Origin of the sequence: Mycolicibacterium canariasense (genome assembly GCF_002101555.1) — a bacterium.
In the GTDB taxonomy this organism is placed as follows: Bacteria; Actinomycetota; Actinomycetes; order Mycobacteriales; family Mycobacteriaceae; genus Mycobacterium; species Mycobacterium canariasense.
In genome coordinates this window covers 26,561-46,405 of record NZ_LQOL01000036.1, presented here as the reverse complement: position 1 = coordinate 46,405, position 19,845 = coordinate 26,561, and the positions used below count along the sequence as shown (strand labels likewise).

General features: G+C 66.9%; 27 protein-coding genes and 1 pseudogene. 15 read left to right on the top strand and 13 right to left on the bottom strand.

The features are described from left to right. Positions 1 to 144: 144 nt before the first annotated feature. From AWB94_RS07215 to AWB94_RS07180, 8 genes and pseudogenes are all read right to left on the bottom strand, one after another. Positions 145 to 1,632: a site-specific integrase gene (locus AWB94_RS07215; RefSeq protein WP_234789552.1), complete on the bottom strand. Its 1,488-nt coding sequence runs from the start codon at positions 1,630 to 1,632 to the stop codon at positions 145 to 147. A gap of 37 nt (positions 1,633 to 1,669) precedes the next feature. Beyond that, positions 1,670 to 2,515 (bottom strand): annotated as a pseudogene (locus AWB94_RS07210) (type I restriction-modification system subunit M); the annotation flags it as partial. Between the two features lie 155 nt (positions 2,516 to 2,670). After that, positions 2,671 to 2,973, bottom strand: coding sequence for a hypothetical protein (locus AWB94_RS07205; protein WP_036372498.1), 303 nt, complete (start codon positions 2,971 to 2,973; stop codon positions 2,671 to 2,673). Between the two features lie 39 nt (positions 2,974 to 3,012). Then, on the bottom strand, positions 3,013 to 3,312 hold the full coding sequence (locus tag AWB94_RS07200; protein WP_036372500.1) for a hypothetical protein: 300 nt from the start codon (positions 3,310 to 3,312) through the stop codon (positions 3,013 to 3,015). A gap of 64 nt (positions 3,313 to 3,376) precedes the next feature. Then, entirely contained in the window at positions 3,377 to 4,681 is a 1,305-nt protein-coding gene (locus AWB94_RS07195; RefSeq protein WP_051558470.1) for a hypothetical protein, read from the bottom strand. A gap of 62 nt (positions 4,682 to 4,743) precedes the next feature. Beyond that, on the bottom strand, positions 4,744 to 6,996 hold the full coding sequence (locus tag AWB94_RS07190) for a hypothetical protein (protein WP_165605326.1): 2,253 nt from the start codon (positions 6,994 to 6,996) through the stop codon (positions 4,744 to 4,746). 462 nt (positions 6,997 to 7,458) lie between these two features. Then, positions 7,459 to 7,698: a hypothetical protein gene (locus AWB94_RS07185; protein WP_036372503.1), complete on the bottom strand. Its 240-nt coding sequence runs from the start codon at positions 7,696 to 7,698 to the stop codon at positions 7,459 to 7,461. A 2-nt stretch (positions 7,699 to 7,700) separates the two neighbouring features. Then, complete coding sequence (locus AWB94_RS07180; protein ID WP_230022537.1) at positions 7,701 to 8,786, bottom strand: transglycosylase SLT domain-containing protein; 1,086 nt, start codon at positions 8,784 to 8,786, stop codon at positions 7,701 to 7,703. A gap of 230 nt (positions 8,787 to 9,016) precedes the next feature. Between AWB94_RS07180 and AWB94_RS35715 the strand changes: the two genes are divergently transcribed. Then, positions 9,017 to 9,781 (top strand): chymotrypsin family serine protease, encoded by a 765-nt coding sequence (locus AWB94_RS35715; RefSeq protein ID WP_230022535.1) that lies wholly within the window; start codon positions 9,017 to 9,019, stop codon positions 9,779 to 9,781. Continuing rightward, entirely contained in the window at positions 9,778 to 10,380 is a 603-nt protein-coding gene (locus AWB94_RS07170; protein ID WP_062656845.1) for a hypothetical protein, read from the top strand. The genes AWB94_RS35715 and AWB94_RS07170 overlap by 4 nt, the downstream gene beginning before the upstream one ends. Positions 10,381 to 10,790: 410 nt before the next feature. Here the strand turns inward: AWB94_RS07170 and AWB94_RS07165 are convergent, their stop codons facing one another. The 3 genes from AWB94_RS07165 to AWB94_RS35710 form a co-directional block, all read right to left on the bottom strand. Then, positions 10,791 to 11,261 carry a hypothetical protein gene (locus tag AWB94_RS07165; RefSeq protein ID WP_062656844.1) on the bottom strand — a complete coding sequence of 157 codons (471 nt, stop codon included), beginning with the start codon at positions 11,259 to 11,261 and terminating at the stop codon, positions 10,791 to 10,793. Between the two features lie 139 nt (positions 11,262 to 11,400). Beyond that, positions 11,401 to 12,117, bottom strand: a complete 717-nt coding sequence (locus AWB94_RS07160) for a hypothetical protein (protein WP_133058213.1) — start codon at positions 12,115 to 12,117, stop codon at positions 11,401 to 11,403. 46 nt (positions 12,118 to 12,163) lie between these two features. Then, the gene (locus tag AWB94_RS35710; protein WP_230022531.1) at positions 12,164 to 12,796 is read right to left on the bottom strand and encodes a molecular chaperone DnaJ; all 633 of its coding nucleotides are present in this window, start codon (positions 12,794 to 12,796) and stop codon (positions 12,164 to 12,166) included. Between the two features lie 501 nt (positions 12,797 to 13,297). Here AWB94_RS35710 and AWB94_RS07150 point away from each other — a divergent pair. Next, positions 13,298 to 13,636, top strand: a complete 339-nt coding sequence (locus AWB94_RS07150) for a DUF732 domain-containing protein (RefSeq protein ID WP_062656842.1) — start codon at positions 13,298 to 13,300, stop codon at positions 13,634 to 13,636. A 69-nt stretch (positions 13,637 to 13,705) separates the two neighbouring features. On the opposite strand, the gene AWB94_RS07145 is transcribed toward AWB94_RS07150, so the two are convergent. Next, on the bottom strand, positions 13,706 to 14,278 hold the full coding sequence (locus AWB94_RS07145) for a 5' nucleotidase, NT5C type (protein ID WP_230022529.1): 573 nt from the start codon (positions 14,276 to 14,278) through the stop codon (positions 13,706 to 13,708). Between the two features lie 129 nt (positions 14,279 to 14,407). Here AWB94_RS07145 and AWB94_RS07140 point away from each other — a divergent pair, with 129 nt between their 5' ends. The 11 genes from AWB94_RS07140 to AWB94_RS07095 all read left to right on the top strand — a co-directional run bounded on the left by AWB94_RS07140 (position 14,408) and on the right by AWB94_RS07095 (position 18,132). After that, positions 14,408 to 14,755 carry a hypothetical protein gene (locus AWB94_RS07140; RefSeq protein WP_062656841.1) on the top strand — a complete coding sequence of 116 codons (348 nt, stop codon included), beginning with the start codon at positions 14,408 to 14,410 and terminating at the stop codon, positions 14,753 to 14,755. Beyond that, positions 14,752 to 15,129, top strand: a complete 378-nt coding sequence (locus tag AWB94_RS07135) for a hypothetical protein (protein ID WP_062656840.1) — start codon at positions 14,752 to 14,754, stop codon at positions 15,127 to 15,129. Before AWB94_RS07140 ends, AWB94_RS07135 begins: the two co-directional genes overlap by 4 nt. Continuing rightward, a complete protein-coding gene (locus AWB94_RS07130; RefSeq protein ID WP_062656839.1) occupies positions 15,126 to 15,662 on the top strand; it encodes a DUF262 domain-containing protein in 537 nt (178 codons plus the stop codon). Before AWB94_RS07135 ends, AWB94_RS07130 begins: the two co-directional genes overlap by 4 nt. Next, positions 15,659 to 15,856, top strand: coding sequence for a hypothetical protein (locus tag AWB94_RS07125; protein WP_131805291.1), 198 nt, complete (start codon positions 15,659 to 15,661; stop codon positions 15,854 to 15,856). Before AWB94_RS07130 ends, AWB94_RS07125 begins: the two co-directional genes overlap by 4 nt. Next, positions 15,853 to 16,278: a hypothetical protein gene (locus tag AWB94_RS07120; RefSeq protein WP_062656837.1), complete on the top strand. Its 426-nt coding sequence runs from the start codon at positions 15,853 to 15,855 to the stop codon at positions 16,276 to 16,278. Before AWB94_RS07125 ends, AWB94_RS07120 begins: the two co-directional genes overlap by 4 nt. Positions 16,279 to 16,317: 39 nt before the next feature. Further along, positions 16,318 to 16,455, top strand: a complete 138-nt coding sequence (locus AWB94_RS35055; RefSeq protein WP_165605325.1) for a hypothetical protein — start codon at positions 16,318 to 16,320, stop codon at positions 16,453 to 16,455. Positions 16,456 to 16,564: 109 nt separating this feature from the next. Continuing rightward, the gene (locus tag AWB94_RS07115; RefSeq protein ID WP_062656836.1) at positions 16,565 to 16,999 is read left to right on the top strand and encodes a hypothetical protein; all 435 of its coding nucleotides are present in this window, start codon (positions 16,565 to 16,567) and stop codon (positions 16,997 to 16,999) included. Continuing rightward, positions 16,996 to 17,235 (top strand): hypothetical protein, encoded by a 240-nt coding sequence (locus AWB94_RS07110; protein WP_062656835.1) that lies wholly within the window; start codon positions 16,996 to 16,998, stop codon positions 17,233 to 17,235. Before AWB94_RS07115 ends, AWB94_RS07110 begins: the two co-directional genes overlap by 4 nt. A 15-nt stretch (positions 17,236 to 17,250) precedes the next feature. Beyond that, positions 17,251 to 17,469, top strand: a complete 219-nt coding sequence (locus tag AWB94_RS07105) for a hypothetical protein (protein WP_062656834.1) — start codon at positions 17,251 to 17,253, stop codon at positions 17,467 to 17,469. Then, positions 17,469 to 17,681 (top strand): hypothetical protein, encoded by a 213-nt coding sequence (locus tag AWB94_RS07100; RefSeq protein WP_062656833.1) that lies wholly within the window; start codon positions 17,469 to 17,471, stop codon positions 17,679 to 17,681. The genes AWB94_RS07105 and AWB94_RS07100 overlap by 1 nt, the downstream gene beginning before the upstream one ends. A gap of 52 nt (positions 17,682 to 17,733) precedes the next feature. Next, positions 17,734 to 18,132: a hypothetical protein gene (locus AWB94_RS07095; RefSeq protein ID WP_062656832.1), complete on the top strand. Its 399-nt coding sequence runs from the start codon at positions 17,734 to 17,736 to the stop codon at positions 18,130 to 18,132. Between the two features lie 28 nt (positions 18,133 to 18,160). Here the strand turns inward: AWB94_RS07095 and AWB94_RS35050 are convergent, their stop codons facing one another. Further along, positions 18,161 to 18,319, bottom strand: a complete 159-nt coding sequence (locus tag AWB94_RS35050) for a hypothetical protein (protein ID WP_158498027.1) — start codon at positions 18,317 to 18,319, stop codon at positions 18,161 to 18,163. 898 nt (positions 18,320 to 19,217) lie between these two features. Between AWB94_RS35050 and AWB94_RS35045 the strand changes: the two genes are divergently transcribed. Further along, positions 19,218 to 19,784, top strand: coding sequence for a hypothetical protein (locus AWB94_RS35045; protein ID WP_165605324.1), 567 nt, complete (start codon positions 19,218 to 19,220; stop codon positions 19,782 to 19,784). Positions 19,785 to 19,845: the final 61 nt, after the last annotated feature.

The following is a 19,845-nucleotide window of genomic DNA, read 5'->3' as shown; positions in this document are numbered from 1 at the left end:
GGGCCCGTGGACGTCATCGAATGAGAATGTCCGTGTGCGTCCCGCCTCGTCGGTGAAACAGAGCTGCCGAAGCTCAGCGTCTACCGTGCTGGGGCGGGCGTACTTGCCTGCCGGGAGTGCCGCTGCCCTACGGGAAGCCACCGCTCACTGCTCCTCGGTGTCGACGATGCCGGGAGCCGCCGCCGCGATGTGCGTGATGAAATCGGCGATCGATGCGTCCTCGGCGAGGTCGTCATTGAGGAAGAGGTCTACCTGCAGGCCCGACACGGGTTCGAGATAGCAGTTGCGTGTGGTTTCCAGGCTTGCGTGGCCCAGCAGTGTTTGAACCAAAATCCAAGGATCACCGAAGATATGGCGGTACTCGCGCCGTTCGGCAGGGGTGATGCCCATCTTGCGTTCGTGTGCGTAGATCAATGTGACCAACATCCTCAGGGCGAACGAGTGGCGCAGCATATGCGGGTGACAATGGATGTCTACCCCAAGGGTCTGACACCGATCGTTGGCCGTGGAGAAGATCGCCTCCCAGGTGCGGTACGGCAACGGCAAACCGGCTTCGGACAGCCACACCATCCATGGTTCGAGCCCGCGATCAGTGGTGATGTAAAAGTTGAGCCGATCATCCGCGTCGAGACTGTCCAGCGGTACCGTCCCCTTACTGCCGTCCCGGTTGGTGAAGTGGACACGGCGGTGATGGTCCACCGTGTCGACGATCTTGATGTCGGTCAGTGCGTCGTAACGACCTTCAGAACGGGCTCGGTGAACGGCGGCCGCTCGGGTTGAAATACAGTAATTGTCAATGTGTTTCAGTGCTGCGGTACTGATCCAGAAATCACGGCCACGACCTTTCGCGACGGCTTGACTGACTCGGGCTTTCGCGTAGCGCACTTGGTTGTCAGCGTTGGGGAGTTCTCCCAGGACCAGTGTTCCGGCTTCACGCAGTCGCAGCCCGCTCGACCATAGCGCTTCGGCGAAAGCCAGGTTGCGGCCGTCGTTGCGTCCTCTCCAGGTCGCATCCCGTCGCCCGTCGCCGCGGTAGCCGCCGAGGCCGACGTCGCGCCAGCGTTTGTACGCTCGGGGCGTCAGCCACTTCAATTGGACCGAGCGGACAGCACTCGGTTGCAACCGCGTGGAGTCCGAGTCCCCAGTGGAGCTGGATTTGTGCCGGCTGACAGGAGAAACAGCCACGTTGCCCCGCCACTGCTGCCAGTCGTAGAACTTCTTGATTGCCGCCAGATCCCGTGAAAACGTCGCTGCACCAACACGATCCGGGTTCTCCTGGTCGCGTCGCCGCCAGAACTCATAGTCGGCAAGATGCTCGAACGTCGCTGTTTTCCAGTCGATGCCTTGAACGGACAGGAAGGAGAGAAACAGCTGGATGTCCGGAGCGTAGGACTCCTGCGACCCGGCCGCCAACGATTGGAACGCTGCTGACCGGAAGAATTCCAGGACCTCAACGTCCGGTCGACCATCGGCCATCAGGAGGAACGGCTGCCCGGGGCGAATTCCGAGCGCAGCCTCACGCTCGGCTAGGTCCGGGAAGTCTGCAAGGACATCGGACCTCGCGGTGTACGGCCGGCTAGGCTGCCGCGCCCAACACAGCCTCCAGCGGGAGCCGTCGTCGTGTTGTTCCACAGCAACAGAACCTGCCACAACACACCGACATTTTACGGAACGGCGGGTTCGACATGCAGTAGTCGAAGGTGCGGTCCCAGAACTGATCATCGGACAGGGTGTCACCGAGGCGGATATTGCCGGCGTCCTGGCCTTTGGCGAGCATGTCGGACTTGCAGATGGCATAGGACTGGTCGTTGATCTCCTGGCCGTAGAGGCGCAGCCGCGCATCGGGGTTTCGCTCCAGGAGCCGTTCCTCGGCGACCGAGAGCATGCCGCCGGTACCCGCGGTGGGGTCGTAGATGGAGCGGATGGTGCCCGGCTCCAGCAGTGCCTCGTTGGCCTCGGCGAACAGCAGGTCGACCATCAGCCGGATCGCATCGCGCGGTGTGTAGTGCTCGCCGGCCTCCTCGTTGGAGGCCTCCGCGAACTTGAAAATCAGGAACTCGAATAGGTCACCCATCTCAGCGTTGGGCACCGTGTCGGGGTGCAGGTCGACCTCGGCGAACTCGGAGGCGATCAGGTAGAGCCGGTTCTTCTCGTCCAGGGTGGCCAGCTCGTTTTCGAACTTGAAGCGCTCGAAGACGTCGATGTTGGCCGAGAAACTGGTGATGTATTCCATCAGGTTGGCGCGCAGGCCCTCGGGCTCTTTCAGCAGCAGGTCAAAGTCGAAGGCACTGGTGTTGTAGAACCCGAGCTTGGTCTTCTGTTTCACCTTCACGTCGAGTGCGCCGCCGCTGTACTTGTCGGCCAGGGCGCGCACCTCGTCGCGGGTGGGTTCCAGGATGCAGTCCAGTCGCCGCAGGATCGTGAACGGCAGGATCACCCCGCCGTACTGGTGCGGCTTATAGACCCCGCGCAGCTGATCAGCGATGCCCCACACGAAATTGCCCAGCTTGCTCAAGCTGATCTTCCCCTCTGTCACGTCCTGCGTGGATGAACTGTAACCGCAGCCGGTGGCGGTATGGGGGAGGTCGGCGCACGCACTCCGAACAGCAAAGAGCCCCGCAACGAGTAATCGTTGCGGGGCTCTCGGGGTTTGCCGGAGGGGGAGGTCGGCTACGCCCCGGTCATCTTGCCGCCGGCGATGCTCTGGTCGTAGCCGATGGTTTCGGCGATCGCCTGGTTGGTCGTGGAGGTGCACTGCTTCACGACATCGTGGACGCTGTTGATCGCGGCGTTCTGCTGCTGGGAGAACTCGGTGGCCGAGTCCATGCCAACACCCTGAACGGAGCCGGACAGCTTCTGATACGAGGTCAGCTGCTGGCTGGCCTCGTCCTGCAGGATCGCGAGATCCTTTTCGAGGTCCGCGACATCGGAGCTGGCACCGGGGATGTCGAGGTGGAGTTTTCCTGCGGCCATGTTCTAAGTCCTTTTCCTAGTTCGGTTTCGGTGGTTCCGCTACACCCGGAGGATCGCGGCGCCCTCGTTCTCCTGGCGCTCCATCTGAACGCGGATCACTTCGCGGGTACCGGCGACCGCTGCGTCGGCGGTGTTGAGGACGTCGGTGAGCTGCTTGCGCGACTCGGATTCGAACTTCGTCTGGAAGGCGGTCATTGTCGCCGAGATGTAGTGCGCGCCGGCCAGGTCGGCGATGTTGGACCCGAGCGCGTCGAGGCGGACACGCATCGCGTCGGTGTGCCCCTGCAAGTCGTCGCAGATGGCGAGAGCTTCTTCGGGGGTGATGCCCACAAGTGACATGGTGTCTCCATTACCTTTGTCGATCGAGGATGTTCCTGGTCACAGGGTAACGCAGGATGCAGAATCAGCCCCCGTTGTAAGCATCGATTAACGCATTTATCCCGTGTGTGATACCGGTCGCGTTGCCGGACGTGTAGGTGATGCGCCGAAACTTCCCTGAACTGGTCGGGTAGGACGCCACGATCCCCTTGCCGCGCAGAAACACCAGCGCCAACGCGCCGGGATCACCGCGGGGGACATCAACATTGCTGGTAGACACGGTTATTTGTGCCAGCGCGTGAGTGGTTGACGCGGCGATTTCGGCGATGGCTGTCTGTGATGCTGCCGGCGTTTTGGCTGCCCGCAGTAGCCGGGTAGTGGCCGCACGGGTGCGCTCACGAGCTGCGGTGTCGTCGGCAAATGCGTCTGCATCTACATCGGTATCTACATCGGCATCAAAGAGCGCGGCGGCGGCTTTGTCGCCGGCCAGTTCGTCGACGACCGCGGCGGGCAGCACGATTGGGCGCGGCAGCGGATAGGCCGGCCAGCCCCCGTCGGGGTTCAGCAACTCCAGGATCGCCGATGCGGCGTCGGTGGCCTCGTCGGCGCGGCGCAGTCGGCGGGTGAACACCACGCTGATGTTGTTGACCAGCGCGCATACCACTTCCCGCGTCGTCAGGCCGATCACGAACGTCACCCGGGGCACGTCGCGCACGGCGGCCTCCAGTCCGAACTGTTTGAGCTCTGGCGGCACCTGGGCGCGAGCGCGTCGCTGTGCGTAGAGCAGTACGGTGCCGTACACGGTGAGGTTGGCGTGGCCGGTGACTGCGCCGAACATCGCTTCGGCCTCGGCTGTCAAGCGTCCCTGTGGATCCAGCGCGCCCCACGCGGTGAGGTCGTGGGTGATCTGGGCTTCGGAGGTCAGCAGGTGCGGAAACGTCGGCCCCAGCTCGGCGGGCATCCGGCGGACCTTCCCGGTAGCCGCCAGCCAATGCCAGTGCGACACCGTGAAATACGGCGATGTCTCAGTGACCGGTGCGGCTGCGGCGTTGTCGGCCGATAGCCACTCGCCGATGCTGCGGTGCGTGCCATCGGTGGGCGCCTTGTCACGTCCTGGGACCAGTGCGCGCATCGCTGCGCGCAGGGCGGGGGAGACGATCAGCGTTCCGTCGGCGCCCATGCGGATCTCGGACTTGGCTGCCTCGGCGATCGGGGCAATCTGCGGGTTGTGTTCTGCTGCCAGGTCGATGAGCGAGTGCCGGCGGGCCTGTGCCTCGTCGCTGGGGCGGCCTCCGGCCGCCTCTGCTGCCGTTTCGGCGGCGCGGTCTGCAGCGTCGTCCGGGGCGGGGGCCGTGCTGTCGAGTAGGGCTTGCAGTCGCGGATCAATCACGGCGGTGATGATGCCCAGAAATGCAGCCGGTCAGCGCAGGCGGCGCGCACACCGTGAGGAGGTCAGCCCAGTGCACGGCCCTGGTAAGCGACCTGCTGCGGCAGCCCGCCGGTACCGCGCGGTGCGGACTCATCGGCGGGTGCCTGCGCCGGCGGCGCAGGTGTGGCCACCGGCGGCGCGGGCTCGGCGGGTGCGGCGGGCTCGGCGGGCTCGGCGGGCTCGGCGGGTGCGGGCGCAGGGGCGGGTGCTGTACCAGCCTCCGGCGGGGTGGGAGCTGCAGGCGCGGGTTCAGCCGCGGGAGGAGGCGCTGTCACGTCCGCTGCGGGAACGGCTGCCTGGGGCGGCAACGGCTCCAGCGGGGGCAACGGGGCCGCACCGGCCGATGACAGCGCCGTCGGCGCGTCGCCGGCGGGTGTCTCGTCGGGAAGCTCGGGCAGCGGCACCTCTGCGATGAACCCGTCTTCGCCGACGACGGAGTCCAGGTCAGTCACTTCGCCAGTGGAAGTCAGCACGCGGCCATCGCCGAGGTAGATGCCGGACTTCTCCGTACCGATGACGGCGTTACCTGTCTCGGCCAGGGCTGGGTCGATCGGGTCTCCGAGCGATGTGATGTCCATGCCGGCAGCCTTGGCGGCGTCGAGCACGGAGACCGGCCGATCTTCCCCGGCACCGGCCATCTGCAACATCATCTCGCCGATACGTGGGTCAGGCACACCGGCGACCTGCACGTTGGCGCCGTCAACAGGAACCGCCAGGTCGAACGGCTTGACCGTCTTCTTTGACAGCGGCACGGCATCCTTGTCGACTTTGCCGTCCCCGTCCTTGTCGACCGGCTTGCCGCTGGCATCGAGCTGGTGGGTGCGCGCCTCGCTGCCCGGAATGCCTAGTCCGGACACCGGGGCAGCTGCGGGCAGCACCACGGTTGGCGAGGTGGCGGCAGCTCGGTCGCTGTCGGCGGCCCGCGACGCGGCGGTGTCGACGGCGGCTGCCTTGTCGTTGGCCGGATCTGCACCGCGCAACGCTTTGAGCAGTTCTTCTGGCATCGTTTTGACCGCCTGATTGAGCGGTTCGGCGGCTTGGGCCAGCGGCTTGGCGGCCTGCTGTGCAGCCTGGGCCAGGGGCGCCATGGCCTGCGCGGGGTTGGGAATCTGCGGCATCGCGCTGCCTCCGAGCCCGGAGAGCAGCTTGGCCAAGTCGTCGGTGGATTTGCCGCTGCTGGCGTTGCCCGATCCCGCACTCGAGCCGGGGCCGCTGACACCGGCAGGTGCACCGCCCGCCCGCGCAGCGGGGGCAGCCGAAGTGGGTGTGGCTGAACCTGACAGCGGACGAGCCGCCGTCGGCGTAGCCGGGGCGGCCTGGGCGTCGGGGGCTGGAATGCGGGCCGCCAGCGCGCCGATGTCACGTCCCCGCTGTTCTGCCGCGTCCGCCCTGTCCAGATGTGCCGCGACAGCAGGGATTTCAGTCAGCCGGCCTTCGCGGGTCGCGACGATCTCGCTGATCTGGCGGCGTTTATCGAGTGCTTCGCCGCGCATCTGATGGAAGGTGTCGTTGGCTGCGACGCCGGCGGAGGCGACCATCGTGTTCAGCGGGCGCGAGTCCTCCGCTGCGGTGCTGAGCCGGGTGATCGGCTCCCGCAGCGAGTCGAGCTGCTGATTGATCAGGTACTCGCCACTGCCTTCCAGGGCCGTGCGCAGTTCTTCGATCCGCGTGCGCCACAGCGGGATCAGTGTGCTGGCTTTGTCGTACGCCCCGCCGAGGGTAGAGACGTTGGTCCCAGTCACTGGCAGCTTGGCCCCGTCGGGGAACCACGCGAGGCCGGGCTCCACACCGAACAACGCGGTGTTGTGGGACTCGATCGCCGCGTCGAGCCGGTCGAGTGCAGCGGAGGCCTCATCGCTGAGGAGAGGCAGTGACGAGTTGCCGGGCAGCCAGAGTCGGCCGTCACTGGGGGCATCGGCTGGCGCCCCGGCCGCGACGGGCGCGGGTGCTGCCGGCGCAGGCGCTGCGGGTGCTGGCGCGGCGTCCAGGCGCGGATACTGCTCGGCGAAAGTGTTGGCGAGCTTCACCGGGTCGATGAGCGTGTGGCGGTCCAGCTCCCGCGCCATGTCTGCTGCCGCCCGGTCGCCGTAGGCGGTGCGTGCCCAGTCGATGAGCTGGCGGCGCTGCTCGGCTGTCGACATCGCCAGGATGTTGGCCAGTGCCGGCCCGCTGTGGTTGCCGCGCGACACGTCCCCGAGGATCTGGTTGTACGCGATGGCGCTTTGCAACGCGGCTCCATCGGCGCGGATCTGCTCATCGGTCATCACGGGCGGCATCGCATCTCCTGGGGTCCCCGGCCCGGCCGCCGCGCGGCAGCCGGATCTTGTCTGCCGATTCCTACACCCGTGCGGGTGTGCGTGGGGGTCACGGCGCGGAAACCGACCACAACTGTCGAACAGGTGTTCGACATCGCGGTATCGTGAAGGACGTGACAGATCACGGTCTGCGGCGCACCCGGCTCGGCTGGGCTGAGCCGCCCCCGCCGCCGCAATGCGTAAACGGCCACCCGCTGCGCGGAGGAAACGGAATGGTTGTCGGCGTCGCTCACTGCGCTCACTGCGGGCTGCACCGCGCGATCAGCTGTGGTTTCTGCGATGCGGTGATCTACCGTCCGCCGCGGACCGAACAGTGCAGTTTTGTCGCCATGGACGGCCGGCGCGGCTGATCTTGCTCGAACAGCAGCACGCCCCGCACCGATGTTGGGGGGAGGTCGCGGTGCGGGGCGTGCTGGGTCTGGGCTATCCGTTGTCGGCGAAGAACCGTCGCACCCACTCCGGGCCGAACTCGCCGAAGCGGCCGGGGTCATCGACGTGGGTCTGCATGCCGCTGGCGGTCACCATCGTCACGGGGCCGCCGTAGGTGCTGCCGACAAACTGCACCGTGCTCGCGGATTCGCCCGGATAGGTGACAGCGACCGAATAGCTGATCTGGCCTGCGATTCCGTTCTCTCGGCGGATCTCGCCGAGCTGCGGGGCCATCGTCAGTACCCCACACCGCGGCCGGTGCCGCGTCCCATGAACGCATCGAGCCCACTGCCGGTGTGCAGATCCACCTTGTAGCGGGTGTTGATGTAGCGCCACGCTGCGGCGATGTTGGCGTGCGGGTCATAGATCGACAGCGACGTCCCCGGTGCGTGATAGGCGGCGAACGTGCCCGGAATCGTCTGCATCAGGCCACGGCTGCTGTTTCCCGGAGCGCCGTCGGGCTGTGCGGCGCCGCGGGCATTGGAGTCCCACCGGTTCACCGCGTTGGTTGAGCCGCCCGACTCGCCGCCGATGATGACGCGGGTCGCCTCGACGAACGTACCCAGCAGATCGGGGCTGACCCCCGCCGAGAGCAGGCCGGCGTGGATGTCGGTATCGGTCACCTGCTCCACGGGGTGTGCGTCATAAATGATCGCGGACTTGTCCACCGCGGCCTCGGCCACCAGCGGATGCACCAGCAGTGTCGGAGCCGGCACGGGTCCGGGTGTCAGCACCAGCGCCCTCGACGGAGCCGGGCCGGGGATCGCTGCCGGTACGACGACCGCCCCGGGGATCGCTGTGGGATCGGGGACTACCACGGGTGCAGCGAGCGGCGCATCGATGCCGGGCAGCGCGCCGGCAGGCACCACCGCCGAGAGCAGGGTGGGCACGGTGGTCGTATCGGCCGGGACCGGTACGAGCACGACCGGCCGCTGCGGTTCGGCCACGACCATGCCTGGCGCGGGCACCCCGAACGACTCCGGGGCCGGTCCGGCAACGGGCAACGCCGCGGGCACGGAGGCAGTCGGCTGTGTGGGAATCGGTGCGGGTGCGCCGGGTGGCGGCACAGTCAACGCGGCCGCCATCAGTGCCGGGGGAGCGGGCGGAACTGGACCTGTGAACTCTGCTGGGCCCGGTGCTGCGCCCGCGAACTGGCCGTGTAGCGCCACCGGAGCAGCGGGAAAGACAGCGGTGTCGGTGACCGGGACTGGGGCCGGGGCGGAGGTTTCCGCCGCGGCTGTCCCCTCGGCGAGAACGGTCAGGGCCGCAGCCGCCGCCGCAGCGGCCAACCCCGACAGAGCCAGTCGTGTGCCAGCAGACATAGGTTCGAACTCCTACGTTTCAGTTGCCCATCAGCGCGGGCGTGTACGGCAGAAACTAGACCGAAGCCCGTCGCGGACACGGTCGCGGCGCGGGCGCAATGCCGATATCGATGCCGCGTGTGATGCACAGGGTGATAGATGCAGGCGTGGGTATGCTGCGCGCCATGACACCTAGAAACCGACGGTGCGGCAGGAATACTCGTGCCAGTGTCACGTCCGCGGCTTGTGCCATGGTGGCTGCCGCGCTGGCGCTATCCGGCATTCCGGCCGCTGCCGCTGCACCGATCGATGCCGGCGCGGTTGGTCCATGGGTATCCATCGCGGGGGTGTACGGCACCGGGCGTATCGCGGACTTCACCGCGGCGTCAGAACCCGCACCCGGAGTCAGCATCCTGCAGCCGGCGCCCGACGGGACCGCCTCGCTGTGCACCGCCGGATGGCCGGTGATGAGCGTGCGCCGCGACATCGGCTACCTCACCGCGGGACACTGCGATCAGGACGAGGGCTCACCGCTGTGGATGTACACCGACACGCACGGCCAACAACGGATGTCCCTGCTACCACTCCAGAACGCCGAGCGTGGCGCCGATGATGACGGTCGCTCCTATGACGCGGCATTGTTCTTCCTCTCGCCCGACCAGCAGTCCAGCGGATTCGGCACCGACGTCGCCGACGGCGTGCACCTGCGCGGGGTACTCACCGTCGACCAGGCACAGACGCTGGAACCCGGAACCCCGATCTGCATGCACGGTTCGCGATCGGGCATAACCTGCGGCCCGCTGATCGCCGCCGGCAGCGACGAACTGCTGTGGGGAGGCGCGGCGGTCAAAGGTGACTCGGGTGCACCGGTTTTCGTGGTCAACGCCGACGGGGACGCCATGGCAGTCGGTACCCTCGCCGGTGGTCCGGCGGTTGATCAGAACTACGCGACCTACCTGGCGCCGGTGCTGGACCGACTCAAGCTGCGTGCCATCGTCGAACAGGCCGCCCAGTGACCGCCACCGCCCGGCGCCACCTGAGCGCGCACGGGGCACAGCAGCTGTACGACACCGCTGCCCACGCTGCGACCACCGCGCTGACAGTCGCCGCTGCGCTGGCCGATCCGGTGCGGTCGCAATCCTCGCGCACCATCTATCCGCTGATTGGCGCGGCTGCCAGTGGCGACGGGGCACAGGCGCGGGCCCGCTGCGGGCCGCTGTGCACGCTGGTCGCCGACGTCCTTGGTGCTGTCGGTGACGATGATCCGCGGGCGAAACTGGTGCTGGCACTGGAGCGCTGGCTGCTGCACCCGGGTCGCCGCACCGCCGAGGAACTGGTCGAAGCTGCAGCTGATGTCGTCGGTGCGCTGTGGGCCGCCGATCCCGACACCATGGACCAAGCGTGGCTGGTCGGCGCCGGAACCGATGCGGCACTGGACGCTGCACGAGAGAACCGCCTCGATCACTGCGGCGCGCAAGTGAGCCTGATCGCCGCGGCCACTGCCTCGCTGGTGCCTCTGGTATGGGTGGCCCGCGAACTCGACGTCACCCGCGCGGTGATCTACCGCCACGCCCGCAGCGCAGATCTCACGCGCTGGCGCGAACTGCTGCCCTGAACAGCGCGGAACTCGAAGACTTCATCCCCCGCAGGGAACCATCGGCCGCCACGACCCCGACGACGCCGGAACGGCAGCAGGTCGGACGCGCAATCCAGAACACGTTCGGCGCCGCTGCCCAGGGCGGCGATGAAGCTCCCATCGTCGCTGGTGAGTGTCCAGGTGTAGTCACCGGTACGGGTCAAGACTGCGATCGGCGCACCGCGATCAGCGCACACCGCGGCGGACCTCCTGCACACAGAGCGCGCAACACGCCGTTCCGTGATGCAGCCAGTCGCCGCATCCGGGGCAGGTGTGCCGGTCGAGATCGCATGCGCCGCAGAGGGGATCACGCGGTGCAGGCTGACCGTGCACAGTCAGTGGCGTGACCACCGTCGTCACGGTGGCACCGTCGTGCGCTGCCTGAACGCTCACCTGAGCTTCGATTCGCCCCGGCGCTTATCTGCCCGTTCACGCAGGCTGTCACCGCCGTTGCGGGCGATGACCTCCGCCAGCGTCATCGGCGGCTGCAGCGGTGCCGGCCACCAGCTGGGCCCCTGCTGCCAACTACGCTTGCGGTAACACCAGTCGTTCGCGCCGCGCTTGCGGTAGAAGCCGAGATTGGCGCCGCTGTCGATGTCGTACGGCGCGAATTCACGCAGCCGGCTGCGGTAACTGGGGGAGTACCAGTAGGTGCAGTAGTCCTCGAGATGAGCGGCCACCATGCGCACCTCGTCGTCGGTCGGCACGAGTCCCGGGTCCAGGTAGGGGCTGTCGGTCACGACGATCCCGGTGACGTAGTGCCACTGCGGGTAGGCCGAGGTCAGCAGCGGCACCCGCAGCTCGGTCGCCAGTGCGGTCTGCGCCGCGTCGATGTCGGTGCCGGGATGATAGGTGCTCACTGGGTGTCTCCGTTGGGTGTTGTCGAGGCGGTCACCACCGTGCGATCGCCGGTGGCGCAACGGGGTTGTCTGAGCTGCGAGGCGCGCGGGTCATGGGTGGCTGCTTTCGCGGGAATGGTGTGAGGAAGGTGCGACCAGGTCAGGCGTCTGTACCAGGGAGGGTGACCCACCCGGCGTCCGTCGCTGCTGTGGTCAGGCGCTCCCGCGCTTGTTCTTCGGTGTATGCCTCACTGTTGCGCAAGGCTGCAAGCTGAGGGAGGTGGTCTACCGCGTTGCGGACGAAGACGCCGAGAATCAGCGAACCACCTGTGCGCGAATACTGCACAAGCTCGGCGGCGACGCGCGGCTGCGCGATCATCACATCGTCGTGCCTGCTCGTTTCGTCACTGAACGGGTTCCATGCCAGGTAGTCGACCAACGGCGTGCCCGTTACGGAGTTTCCGTAGCTGCTCATGCGCGGATTGGCTTCTCGGATATGAATGAGCAGCGGTACCCCCATGTGTTCTTCGAGAATGCCCACGCCCACTTCCGGGAGCGGCTTCTGTGGTCGCCGGCTTTTCAGCTCCGCACGTACCGCCTCGGAGACTGCCTCTGCGACTGCCTCGGTTATGTCCGGCGTGTTCTGGAGATGGTTGTAAATCTCCTGCTGGAATGCAGACACCATATCCGGCTTCTTCAACCACCCGAACTTCGGATATTTTTCGAAAGGCGCGGTCTGGGCGACGTGCAGCGCGTCGCCGCACATGACCAGCGGCCGGCCGAGTTTGTCCCAACCCAGAACGTCACGTTCAAAATTCGGGTAACCGTTGGCACTCCCATAGACGGCGACAAGTCCGGTGGTATCGGGGGTGTGCATGACTGCCATGGTGCGCTCCTATGGTTAGGGTTTCCGTCTGGGCGGTTCAGGTCAGGCGTCCGTGCCGGCGCAGTACATCACCGGCGGCCTCGACTGCATCCCAACCGGCGCGGTCACCGCCGCGGTCGGTGTGGGTGTTGGCGCGGGCCACGCGATACACCCGGTTCAGATCGGTTTCGTCGGCCAGTCCCGACACCCGCCGCAGCTGTGCCTCCGCGTCCTCGGCGCCGGTGGCCGCGACTGCCCCGGCTGCCGGAAGCGCCTTCCATCCCGCGTACTGCTCGTTGGCCGAGGTGATCCCGTAGCGCTCCAGGCGACGCAAGCCGTTGAGTCCGAGCGTGATCGCCCGCAGATTGTCGGTCCAGCTGTCGAACTTGGCGCATGGGTAGGACAGCGGCCCCACCATCGACTCGATGTAGAGCACCACGCCGGGGTGATCGGGACGTGCGTTGGCCCGCGGCAGACCATCGACCTTGCGGAAGTCACCTTCGCTGAGTGCCATCGCCAGCACCGACGGCGCGTTGCGGCTGCCGGTGCCCAGGTACCACAGCTCGCGGTCGAGTTCGCTCAGCGTCGTCGACAGCGGTGCCGAAAACGGTGAGCGCACGTGCTCGGTCGGGAACGGGCCTGGCCAGCTCTGGCTGGGACGCAGAACCATTCCGTCGGGGTATCGACTCACGGCTTTTGCTCCTTTGCAAGGTTCTCTAAAACAGAGAATATCTCACAAGCGGTGGACAGGTGATGCCGAGTGGCGAAATCGGCTACGACGACCACATCCGAACGGCAGACGGACCGGCGAACGGGGCTTGAGTGCCCAGCCGGGCGGTGATCGGAGTCGTCCGAGGCTAGTCGCGGGGCGCGATCCGGTGACCGCTCCGGACGCTGTTGCTGGCGGGGTCACTCGAATGGGGTCTCTGGGGTTCACGATGGGGTCTCTCGGAAAAGTGTCCTGACCTGAGAAGTTGCAAAAATGGGGTCTTTGGGGTCACCCACGGGGTGCATCCAGACGCGGCGATTTCGAGGCCTCCAGGTGGCTGTCACGTCCTCCTGATGTGGTCCGGTTCGGCACGCCGAAACGCTGATGTCGCGGTTCGGAGGGCGCGGGCCCGTTTAGGGCGCAAGATGCGACTCCCGGTGCCGCTACGGCGCCGCCATCCGTCACGAGAGAAGAGAGAACGCCATGTCCCGTACCCGATCCCAGATGCTCGTACGTGCCACCGCGGCCGCACTCGCCGGCGCCGCCGCACTGACCGTCACGGCAGCTCCCGCCTCGGCGTGGCCAATCCCGATCACGGGTGAGCAGCAGAATTTCATCAACCAGGCGCGCAACGCAGGTTTCCCTGGCGGTGACGACAACATCCTGATGGCGGGCATGCAGGCCTGCCGGGTCCTCTACATGCGCCAGGGCCACGACGCGGCGGTCGCCTCGGTGATCGCGCCCTACGGCGCGAGCCCCCAGCAGGCCGCAGCACTCGTCGGTGCAGCGCGCGGCATCCTGTGTACGCAGGCCCCCGGATGACTTACGCGCAACACGGGACGTGACAACGCCGGGGACGCAACTGCATCCCCGGCGTTGTGCTGTCTGCGCTCAGGCTGCGTAGCGCCCGAACATCCCGGCGTGCACCATCGTGGCGAACTCGGCCAGCGACGACACACGGTGCCCGTCCACGTGCCGGTTGTACGTGGTGTCGCGAACTACGCAGTGGCGGCCTGCGGCGCGAATCTCTGCAATGTTGTGTGGGGCGTCGTCGAGGTAGACATCGCAGCCGGAACGACTCTTCAACGTCTCGAAATGCAGCTCGTCGAGGCCGATCCCGTGCCGGTGCAGCCACTGCGAGAGAATCCCTCGTCCGTCCGGCTCAGGGTGGCGCGCGGTGACCACCGTGACGCGGTGCCCGGCGACGCGCAGCCCCCGCACTGCCATTGGAGCGGTGGCGTCGAGCAGTGCCAGGCTCGCCAGCCCGTCAAGATGCACCGCCCGCATGGCAGCCGCTGCCGACTCGGCGTCGGGAAACCAGCCCGGCTCCACCAGCCCGTACGTCGACGGCGTGGTGTCGGCGATCGCGTGTCCATGCGCGCGGCCCATCTGCGCAGCGGCACTCATGTAGTCGGCCAGGACGCCGTCGACATCGATGCCGATATGCAGCCTCTCGGTGTGCACGGGATTCTCCTTCTGGGTCGGGTGTGGCTAATCGTTGCCGGGCGGTCCGACAGCGCGGCTTGCGCAATTGTCGGCCGCCATGTGTATTCTCTGTTTTAGAGAATCATAGCTGACCGGAAAGGGCTGACTGTGACCGCCACCGTGACCGTGTACCTCAATGACAAGACCGATTTCTTCGGCCCATTCGACGCCGCCACCGCCCAGCTTCGCGAGGCCGCGCGATTCGACGTGGACGCACCGGCAACCGCCACGGAGCTGAACTGGTTGCTCTCCTCTGTCTTCGAACAGCTCAACATCGACGCCCCCGCCGCGGACTGGGCACGGCGCTACCGCGATGAGCGCAACCGCAGCCTGTCGGTCGGTGATGTCGTGGTGGTCGGTGAAACTGCCTGGGCAGTCGCGCGGCTCGGATGGGACCAGATCACCAGCGATGCCCTGGCCGCCGGACTTGGACGCCAGACCGGAACGGCCCGATGAGCGCCCCCGCCCTGCCGGTCCTGGACACCTCACGTGCGGACCTCGTCGCCGCCATCGCCGCCGTCGGCGCCAAACACGGTGTCGCGCACCTCGACGCGCACCCCGAAGGCGACGTCATCGAATGCGTCTGCGGCTGGTTCTACGTCCGCGAGGACCACGAGCTGCACCGTGCCAAAGAGATCGCCGCGGCACTCGGCGCAGCGGCGATCCACGCACCGGTGATCGTTGCCGAGGACGGCACGTGCACGCCGCGCTTCTTTGAGTTCTTCGACGACCACAGCCAGGCTGCGAAAGCGGGTGACGACGAGGGCCTCCCGGTGGGCACCGCCTACATCACCGCCTGGACCACTTCTCATGGCGGGACTGATCAGTGAGCGCCATCCTGCGCCAGTACCGCGTCACCAGCACCTCGCGGCCCGCCGAGTTCTTCTGCGACACCTCCGGTGCGCCGCGGTTCGACCTCGACCAGCCCTACCAGCGCGGCGTCGTGTGGGGCCTGCGACGCCAGCAGAACCTGATCAAGTCACTGCTCATGGGCATCCCCGTGCCGGCGATCATGCTCAACGACCGCTTCGGCGCCGAGTTCAGCCACCCCGGATACTCCCGCGACCGCTGCTGGAGCTACGCCGTCGTCGACGGAAAGCAGCGCATCACCGCCCTGCGCAGGTTCCTGAACAGCGAGTTCAGCGTCCCCGCCGGGTGGTTCGCCGACGGTGCGGACGGCGAGGTGCGCTTCGCGGACCTGCCCGTCACTCAGCAGCGCCGCCTGCGTAACACGCCGATCGCGGTCACCGAAGGCCAGTTCGCCACCCTCGACGCGGAACGCGAACTGTTCGATCTGCTCAACTTCGGCGGTCTCGCGCAGGGCGAGGCAGACGACGACGACGACACCGGATGGGCGCCATGAGAGCGAAACTGAACTGCATTGAATGCCTGGTCACCGGCGCGGGGAAGCAGCGCGCGGAATTCATCGTCAACGGTCAGTCGGTGTGCGAACGCCACGTCCTGGCTCCTGTGCGCGACCGGGGTGAGGGCGCGTACGCCTACACATTCGCCGCACCCGATGGGCAGATGACGCTTGAACCGGTGTATGCATCGTGACCGAATCGACGCGGTCGGGGTACACCAAAACCGCAGCGCAACTGGATAAAACCACAGAGCCGGCCGCCGTGCTCGCCGACATTTTCTGGAGAAATGCGCACCAGGCTGGCGCACCGATCACCTCGCACAAGGCTGAGTCTCTGGCAGCGGCCGTACTGGCGGACCTGCGGGCGCACGACTGGAGGCTGGTCGGACCGCTGGCTGTGCCGGACATGATCGGGGCAGTCGGCAGCGTGTGGACCGCCAGCAGCGAGCAGCGGTTCGACGGGCCGATCGGCGACGTGCAGTATCGCCCCGACACCGGACACATCGAGATCCGCGACGACTACGAACGCGACTACGCACGCGATGACGTCGAACGCGACGCCCTGGTCCTGCTGGCCGCCGTGGCGGTGGGCAGATCGGCAGCGGGGGACGTGTGACCTCATGAGAGTTGTGCAGATCAGCGAGGCTATTTCGAGGTGTCCGACGGCGATAAGTGGTGGACGCTGCGTAGCAACGGATTCGGCGGGTGGCTCATCTGCAACCGGCGCGGTCAGGTGGTCGCTTCCGGCGGCCCGACGGGCAAGAAACTGATCCAGGCGGTGCTGACCCGATGACCGCCACCGACACCGCGTGTCCCGAATGCCTCGATGGGCCCGTGGATTCAGACGGGCTCACCACCGGAAACTGCGCCGCACCCGGCGGCCCGATCGACCCCTGTCCGGCGTGCTGGGCCTGCACCTGCGACGGGAGCTGCTGATGGATACGCAGGCGATCCGCGATTCCGTCGCCTCAGCGCACCAGCCGCGCCGGGTTTCGCATTACCCCGGCGCACTCCTGTGCTCCTGCGGCAAGTTGGAACCGCTCGACAAGCGCCCGGTCTACATCGAGTTCACCGCGGCCCATGTGATCGACGCGTACCTCGCTGAGCTGCAGACTGCGGCGATCGAGCTGGTGCAGCGGGCCGAGTTTGCGCCGCCGCGCGCCGCCGGCGACTACAACACCCCGCGATGCCCTGCCAGCTGCGACTGCTCCTGCTGCTACGGCTTCGCCGACAAGTCGTGTCACTGCTTCGCCGATCCGTGCAACTGCGGCGGTGACCGCGCTGACCATGGCCAGAAACCGCTGACAACCGACCCCGAGGAGACCACCGGCCGATGAACGACGTCGAACAGGCAACGCCCATGCCGACCGGCACGGTCGAGGCGACCAGTGCAGAGGCGAATCACAGCCGCGGCGATGTCTGGATCGCTGCCGGGTGCACGTACCCAGTCGGCACTGTCTGGTGGCTCTACGCAACGGGAGAGTGGGCCGGCGGGTTCGTGCGCTCCATCGACCGCGCCGTGTCACGCGACGTCACGCTGCGGGTGCCCGCCATCGGCGCCGAACGTGTTTGAGCGGGGAAGGTTTTCGTGCGCGGCAGGCTGACCGGACCGTTGCCGCGCTGGTGGCGCACCGATAACCAGCTCATCGGCTTTCAGCACCACACCACCGAATCAGCGGCGCAGCTGTGGCACTTCCTCGCCGAACAGACCGCCAAGCACCGCTCGACGGTCAGGGTCTGGCACACGCGCCGGCTGATGATCGTCTGGGATACCGAACACCGCGACGACGAACGGGAGCGCAACTGATGGCGGCCTGCGAGGCATGCTGGACCGCCGCCTACCCGATCGCCCGGCGCACCGGCCGATCCCAGGTCGAGGTCTATCACGAGCTGGTCGCCCAGAATCCGGTGCACGACGGCGACGAGTGTCCCCGCTGCGGTGGGACCGACACCTGGGTCGCACGCGGCGAGGACGAGGAGCCCGACCTGGTGTGCCGCAGCTGCAGACTCGGCCGCTGACGCGCACGGCGGTCCGCTGTACTCCGACCGTGCACCGCGCGAGACTGGCACCGTGACCGACGACCCGCCGCACATCATCGAAGCCGTGCCTGTCGACGAGGCGGGGCTGACCTGGATCCGCTGCTCGGACGAGAGCACAGCCGAGATCTCCACCGGCCCGGTCTCCACCGTCGGCGAGCTGCTGGACCGGCTACAGCACGTGCCGCGGGCCACGCCGCTGCTGACCGACGGTTACGAGGGTGGATACACCGGTGCGGGAGTCCGCGTCACCGAGGTGCAGGAACTGGCTGGTCTGCCCACGCACGTGGGATCGTTCCTGTTATCAGCCGACGCGGCAGCTGAGGTGGCCGGTCGTGGCATCAGCGGCTGGTCGCAGATGCAGGATCCGCAGCGGCCGGCACCTGTCGGTGATCCCGTCACCGCGGTGGTGCTGTACCGGCAGGGCCGCTGACCGAACGGTCCTGCCGCCGCGGCGTGGATCAGCCGCCGCTCACCTGCACGTGGCGGTGCACCTCGGCGGTAGCCATCCCAAGCAGTTCGGCGAATCGCTCAGCGGCGGCTCCGCGAGCTGAATCGGCGCATTCGGTGTCGACGCTGACCGGCTCGGCGATGTCGGGGTGGGTGGCGACGTAACGCATCTCAGATCACCTGCTCGAGTGTCACGCCGGGGGCGAACGCCTCGGTGCGCACCGAGGCGGGTCCGTTGATGTTGGCCGGTAGTGCTTGGTGGAACACGCGGTAGGTCGGCATGGCTGGCATCGTGGCAGCACCGCGGGCCGATCAACGCCTGCGACGCGACCGGTCCCAGCTAACGCCACCGAGGCTTTGTACGCCGCGTGTGCTCCGCAGTGGAGACGCCACCCGTCACGAATCTATTACCCAGCTCACAGGATTTCGTAGACAGTTGTCGGACGCCAAACCGCTGACGCAGAACGCACGAATATTTTCGGTTGACGCACCTTTGACCAGCGCGAACTGCCAGCACGGCGTGCAATCACGGCGCTACCTGCAGTGCAGCATCCATGTCGCCAGAAGGGGGAGGGGGTCGTCAATCATGAAGAAATTCACTGAAACACTTCTCGCTACAAAAACGGCCTTATTGTCGGATGCGTAAAAGTAGAAATGCCTGATAAATACGTATAACTAGATACACGAACTAAAAACATGAACGAGTAAAAGAAACTGTCACCAGTCACCGCCTCGATAAACCGCTGTGAGACACGTCACATGTCACCGTGTAGAGACGGTTACCGTCAGACCCCCTCCCCCCTCTGGCGACATCAACGCAACTGTCCAGCTCGCGCCGAGATCACCGAAAACTCTGACACTTTCCGCAGGTCAACGGTGCGCCAACTGGAAAAGTTAGTGCGACCTGCGCCAAGGGATCGGCAACGCTGCGAACGTCGATGCGGTGCCACCGCATCGAGATCGTCGGCGCCGTCGCCGGTCTCGGCAAAGAGGAACAGTCCTGTACATCGCCGCGTGGAGGTCGCGCCGCGTTGACCGCCTCTGCCTATGCCGGCTTAGCGTGCGCACATGTCATCGAGTCGCCCGCCGCGCACTGGCACAGGGAACGTCGCGGCGGTCTCCGCGCGGCCGGGGCGACTGCCCGCGATGCGCTCAGCCGCGGCTGTCTTGGCGGCCGCCGGTGCCGTAGCACTGAGCGGCTGCGGGGGAGCCGAGACGCCCGCCGAACCACCGCCGGCGGTCACGGTCACCGTGACGGTCGCCGTCACCTCGACCGTGCGCGTGCCGGCCGCCCCGAGTGAACCGACGCCGTATGAGCGCACACCGGCCCCGGACGCCCAGCGATGGGCGGTGCGCACTCCCGCCGGCATGGTGTGTGGCTTCGATTCGGCGGAGATCACCTGCCGCGGCGACTACGACTCCGGCGCAACGGCAATGCGGTGGCGGGTCGGCGCTGCAGCAGCGGAGCCGGATGAGGACGTGACAGTGCCCGATGACGGACAGGAGCTGGCCTACGGCACCCAGCGCAACGCGGGACCGTGGTCGCTGCAGATGTCGGAGGACGGGATTACCTTCACGCATACCGGAACCGGCGCGAAGGCGATGTTCAGCCGTGCCGGGGCGAAGGTGGGGTAGCGGCTGCGTCGGCGTGTCGTCGCCGACTGCGATGCACGTGCATCAGGACGTGCATAATGCA

Coding starts and splice junctions, on each gene's coding strand:
- AWB94_RS07205 (WP_036372498.1), bottom strand. CDS start 2,973: ATGGCCGCAGGAAAACTCCACCTCGACATCCCCGGTGCCAGCTCCGAT.
- AWB94_RS07200 (WP_036372500.1), bottom strand. CDS start 3,312: ATGTCACTTGTGGGCATCACCCCCGAAGAAGCTCTCGCCATCTGCGAC.
- AWB94_RS07190 (WP_165605326.1), bottom strand. CDS start 6,996: ATGCCGCCCGTGATGACCGATGAGCAGATCCGCGCCGATGGAGCCGCG.
- AWB94_RS07185 (WP_036372503.1), bottom strand. CDS start 7,698: ATGGCCCCGCAGCTCGGCGAGATCCGCCGAGAGAACGGAATCGCAGGC.
- AWB94_RS07180 (WP_230022537.1), bottom strand. CDS start 8,786: ATGTCTGCTGGCACACGACTGGCTCTGTCGGGGTTGGCCGCTGCGGCG.
- AWB94_RS35715 (WP_230022535.1), top strand. CDS start 9,017: ATGGTGGCTGCCGCGCTGGCGCTATCCGGCATTCCGGCCGCTGCCGCT.
- AWB94_RS07160 (WP_133058213.1), bottom strand. CDS start 12,117: ATGCACACCCCCGATACCACCGGACTTGTCGCCGTCTATGGGAGTGCC.
- AWB94_RS07150 (WP_062656842.1), top strand. CDS start 13,298: ATGTCCCGTACCCGATCCCAGATGCTCGTACGTGCCACCGCGGCCGCA.
- AWB94_RS07135 (WP_062656840.1), top strand. CDS start 14,752: ATGAGCGCCCCCGCCCTGCCGGTCCTGGACACCTCACGTGCGGACCTC.
- AWB94_RS07125 (WP_131805291.1), top strand. CDS start 15,659: ATGAGAGCGAAACTGAACTGCATTGAATGCCTGGTCACCGGCGCGGGG.
- AWB94_RS07110 (WP_062656835.1), top strand. CDS start 16,996: ATGAACGACGTCGAACAGGCAACGCCCATGCCGACCGGCACGGTCGAG.
- AWB94_RS07100 (WP_062656833.1), top strand. CDS start 17,469: ATGGCGGCCTGCGAGGCATGCTGGACCGCCGCCTACCCGATCGCCCGG.
- AWB94_RS35050 (WP_158498027.1), bottom strand. CDS start 18,319: ATGCGTTACGTCGCCACCCACCCCGACATCGCCGAGCCGGTCAGCGTC.
- AWB94_RS35045 (WP_165605324.1), top strand. CDS start 19,218: ATGTCATCGAGTCGCCCGCCGCGCACTGGCACAGGGAACGTCGCGGCG.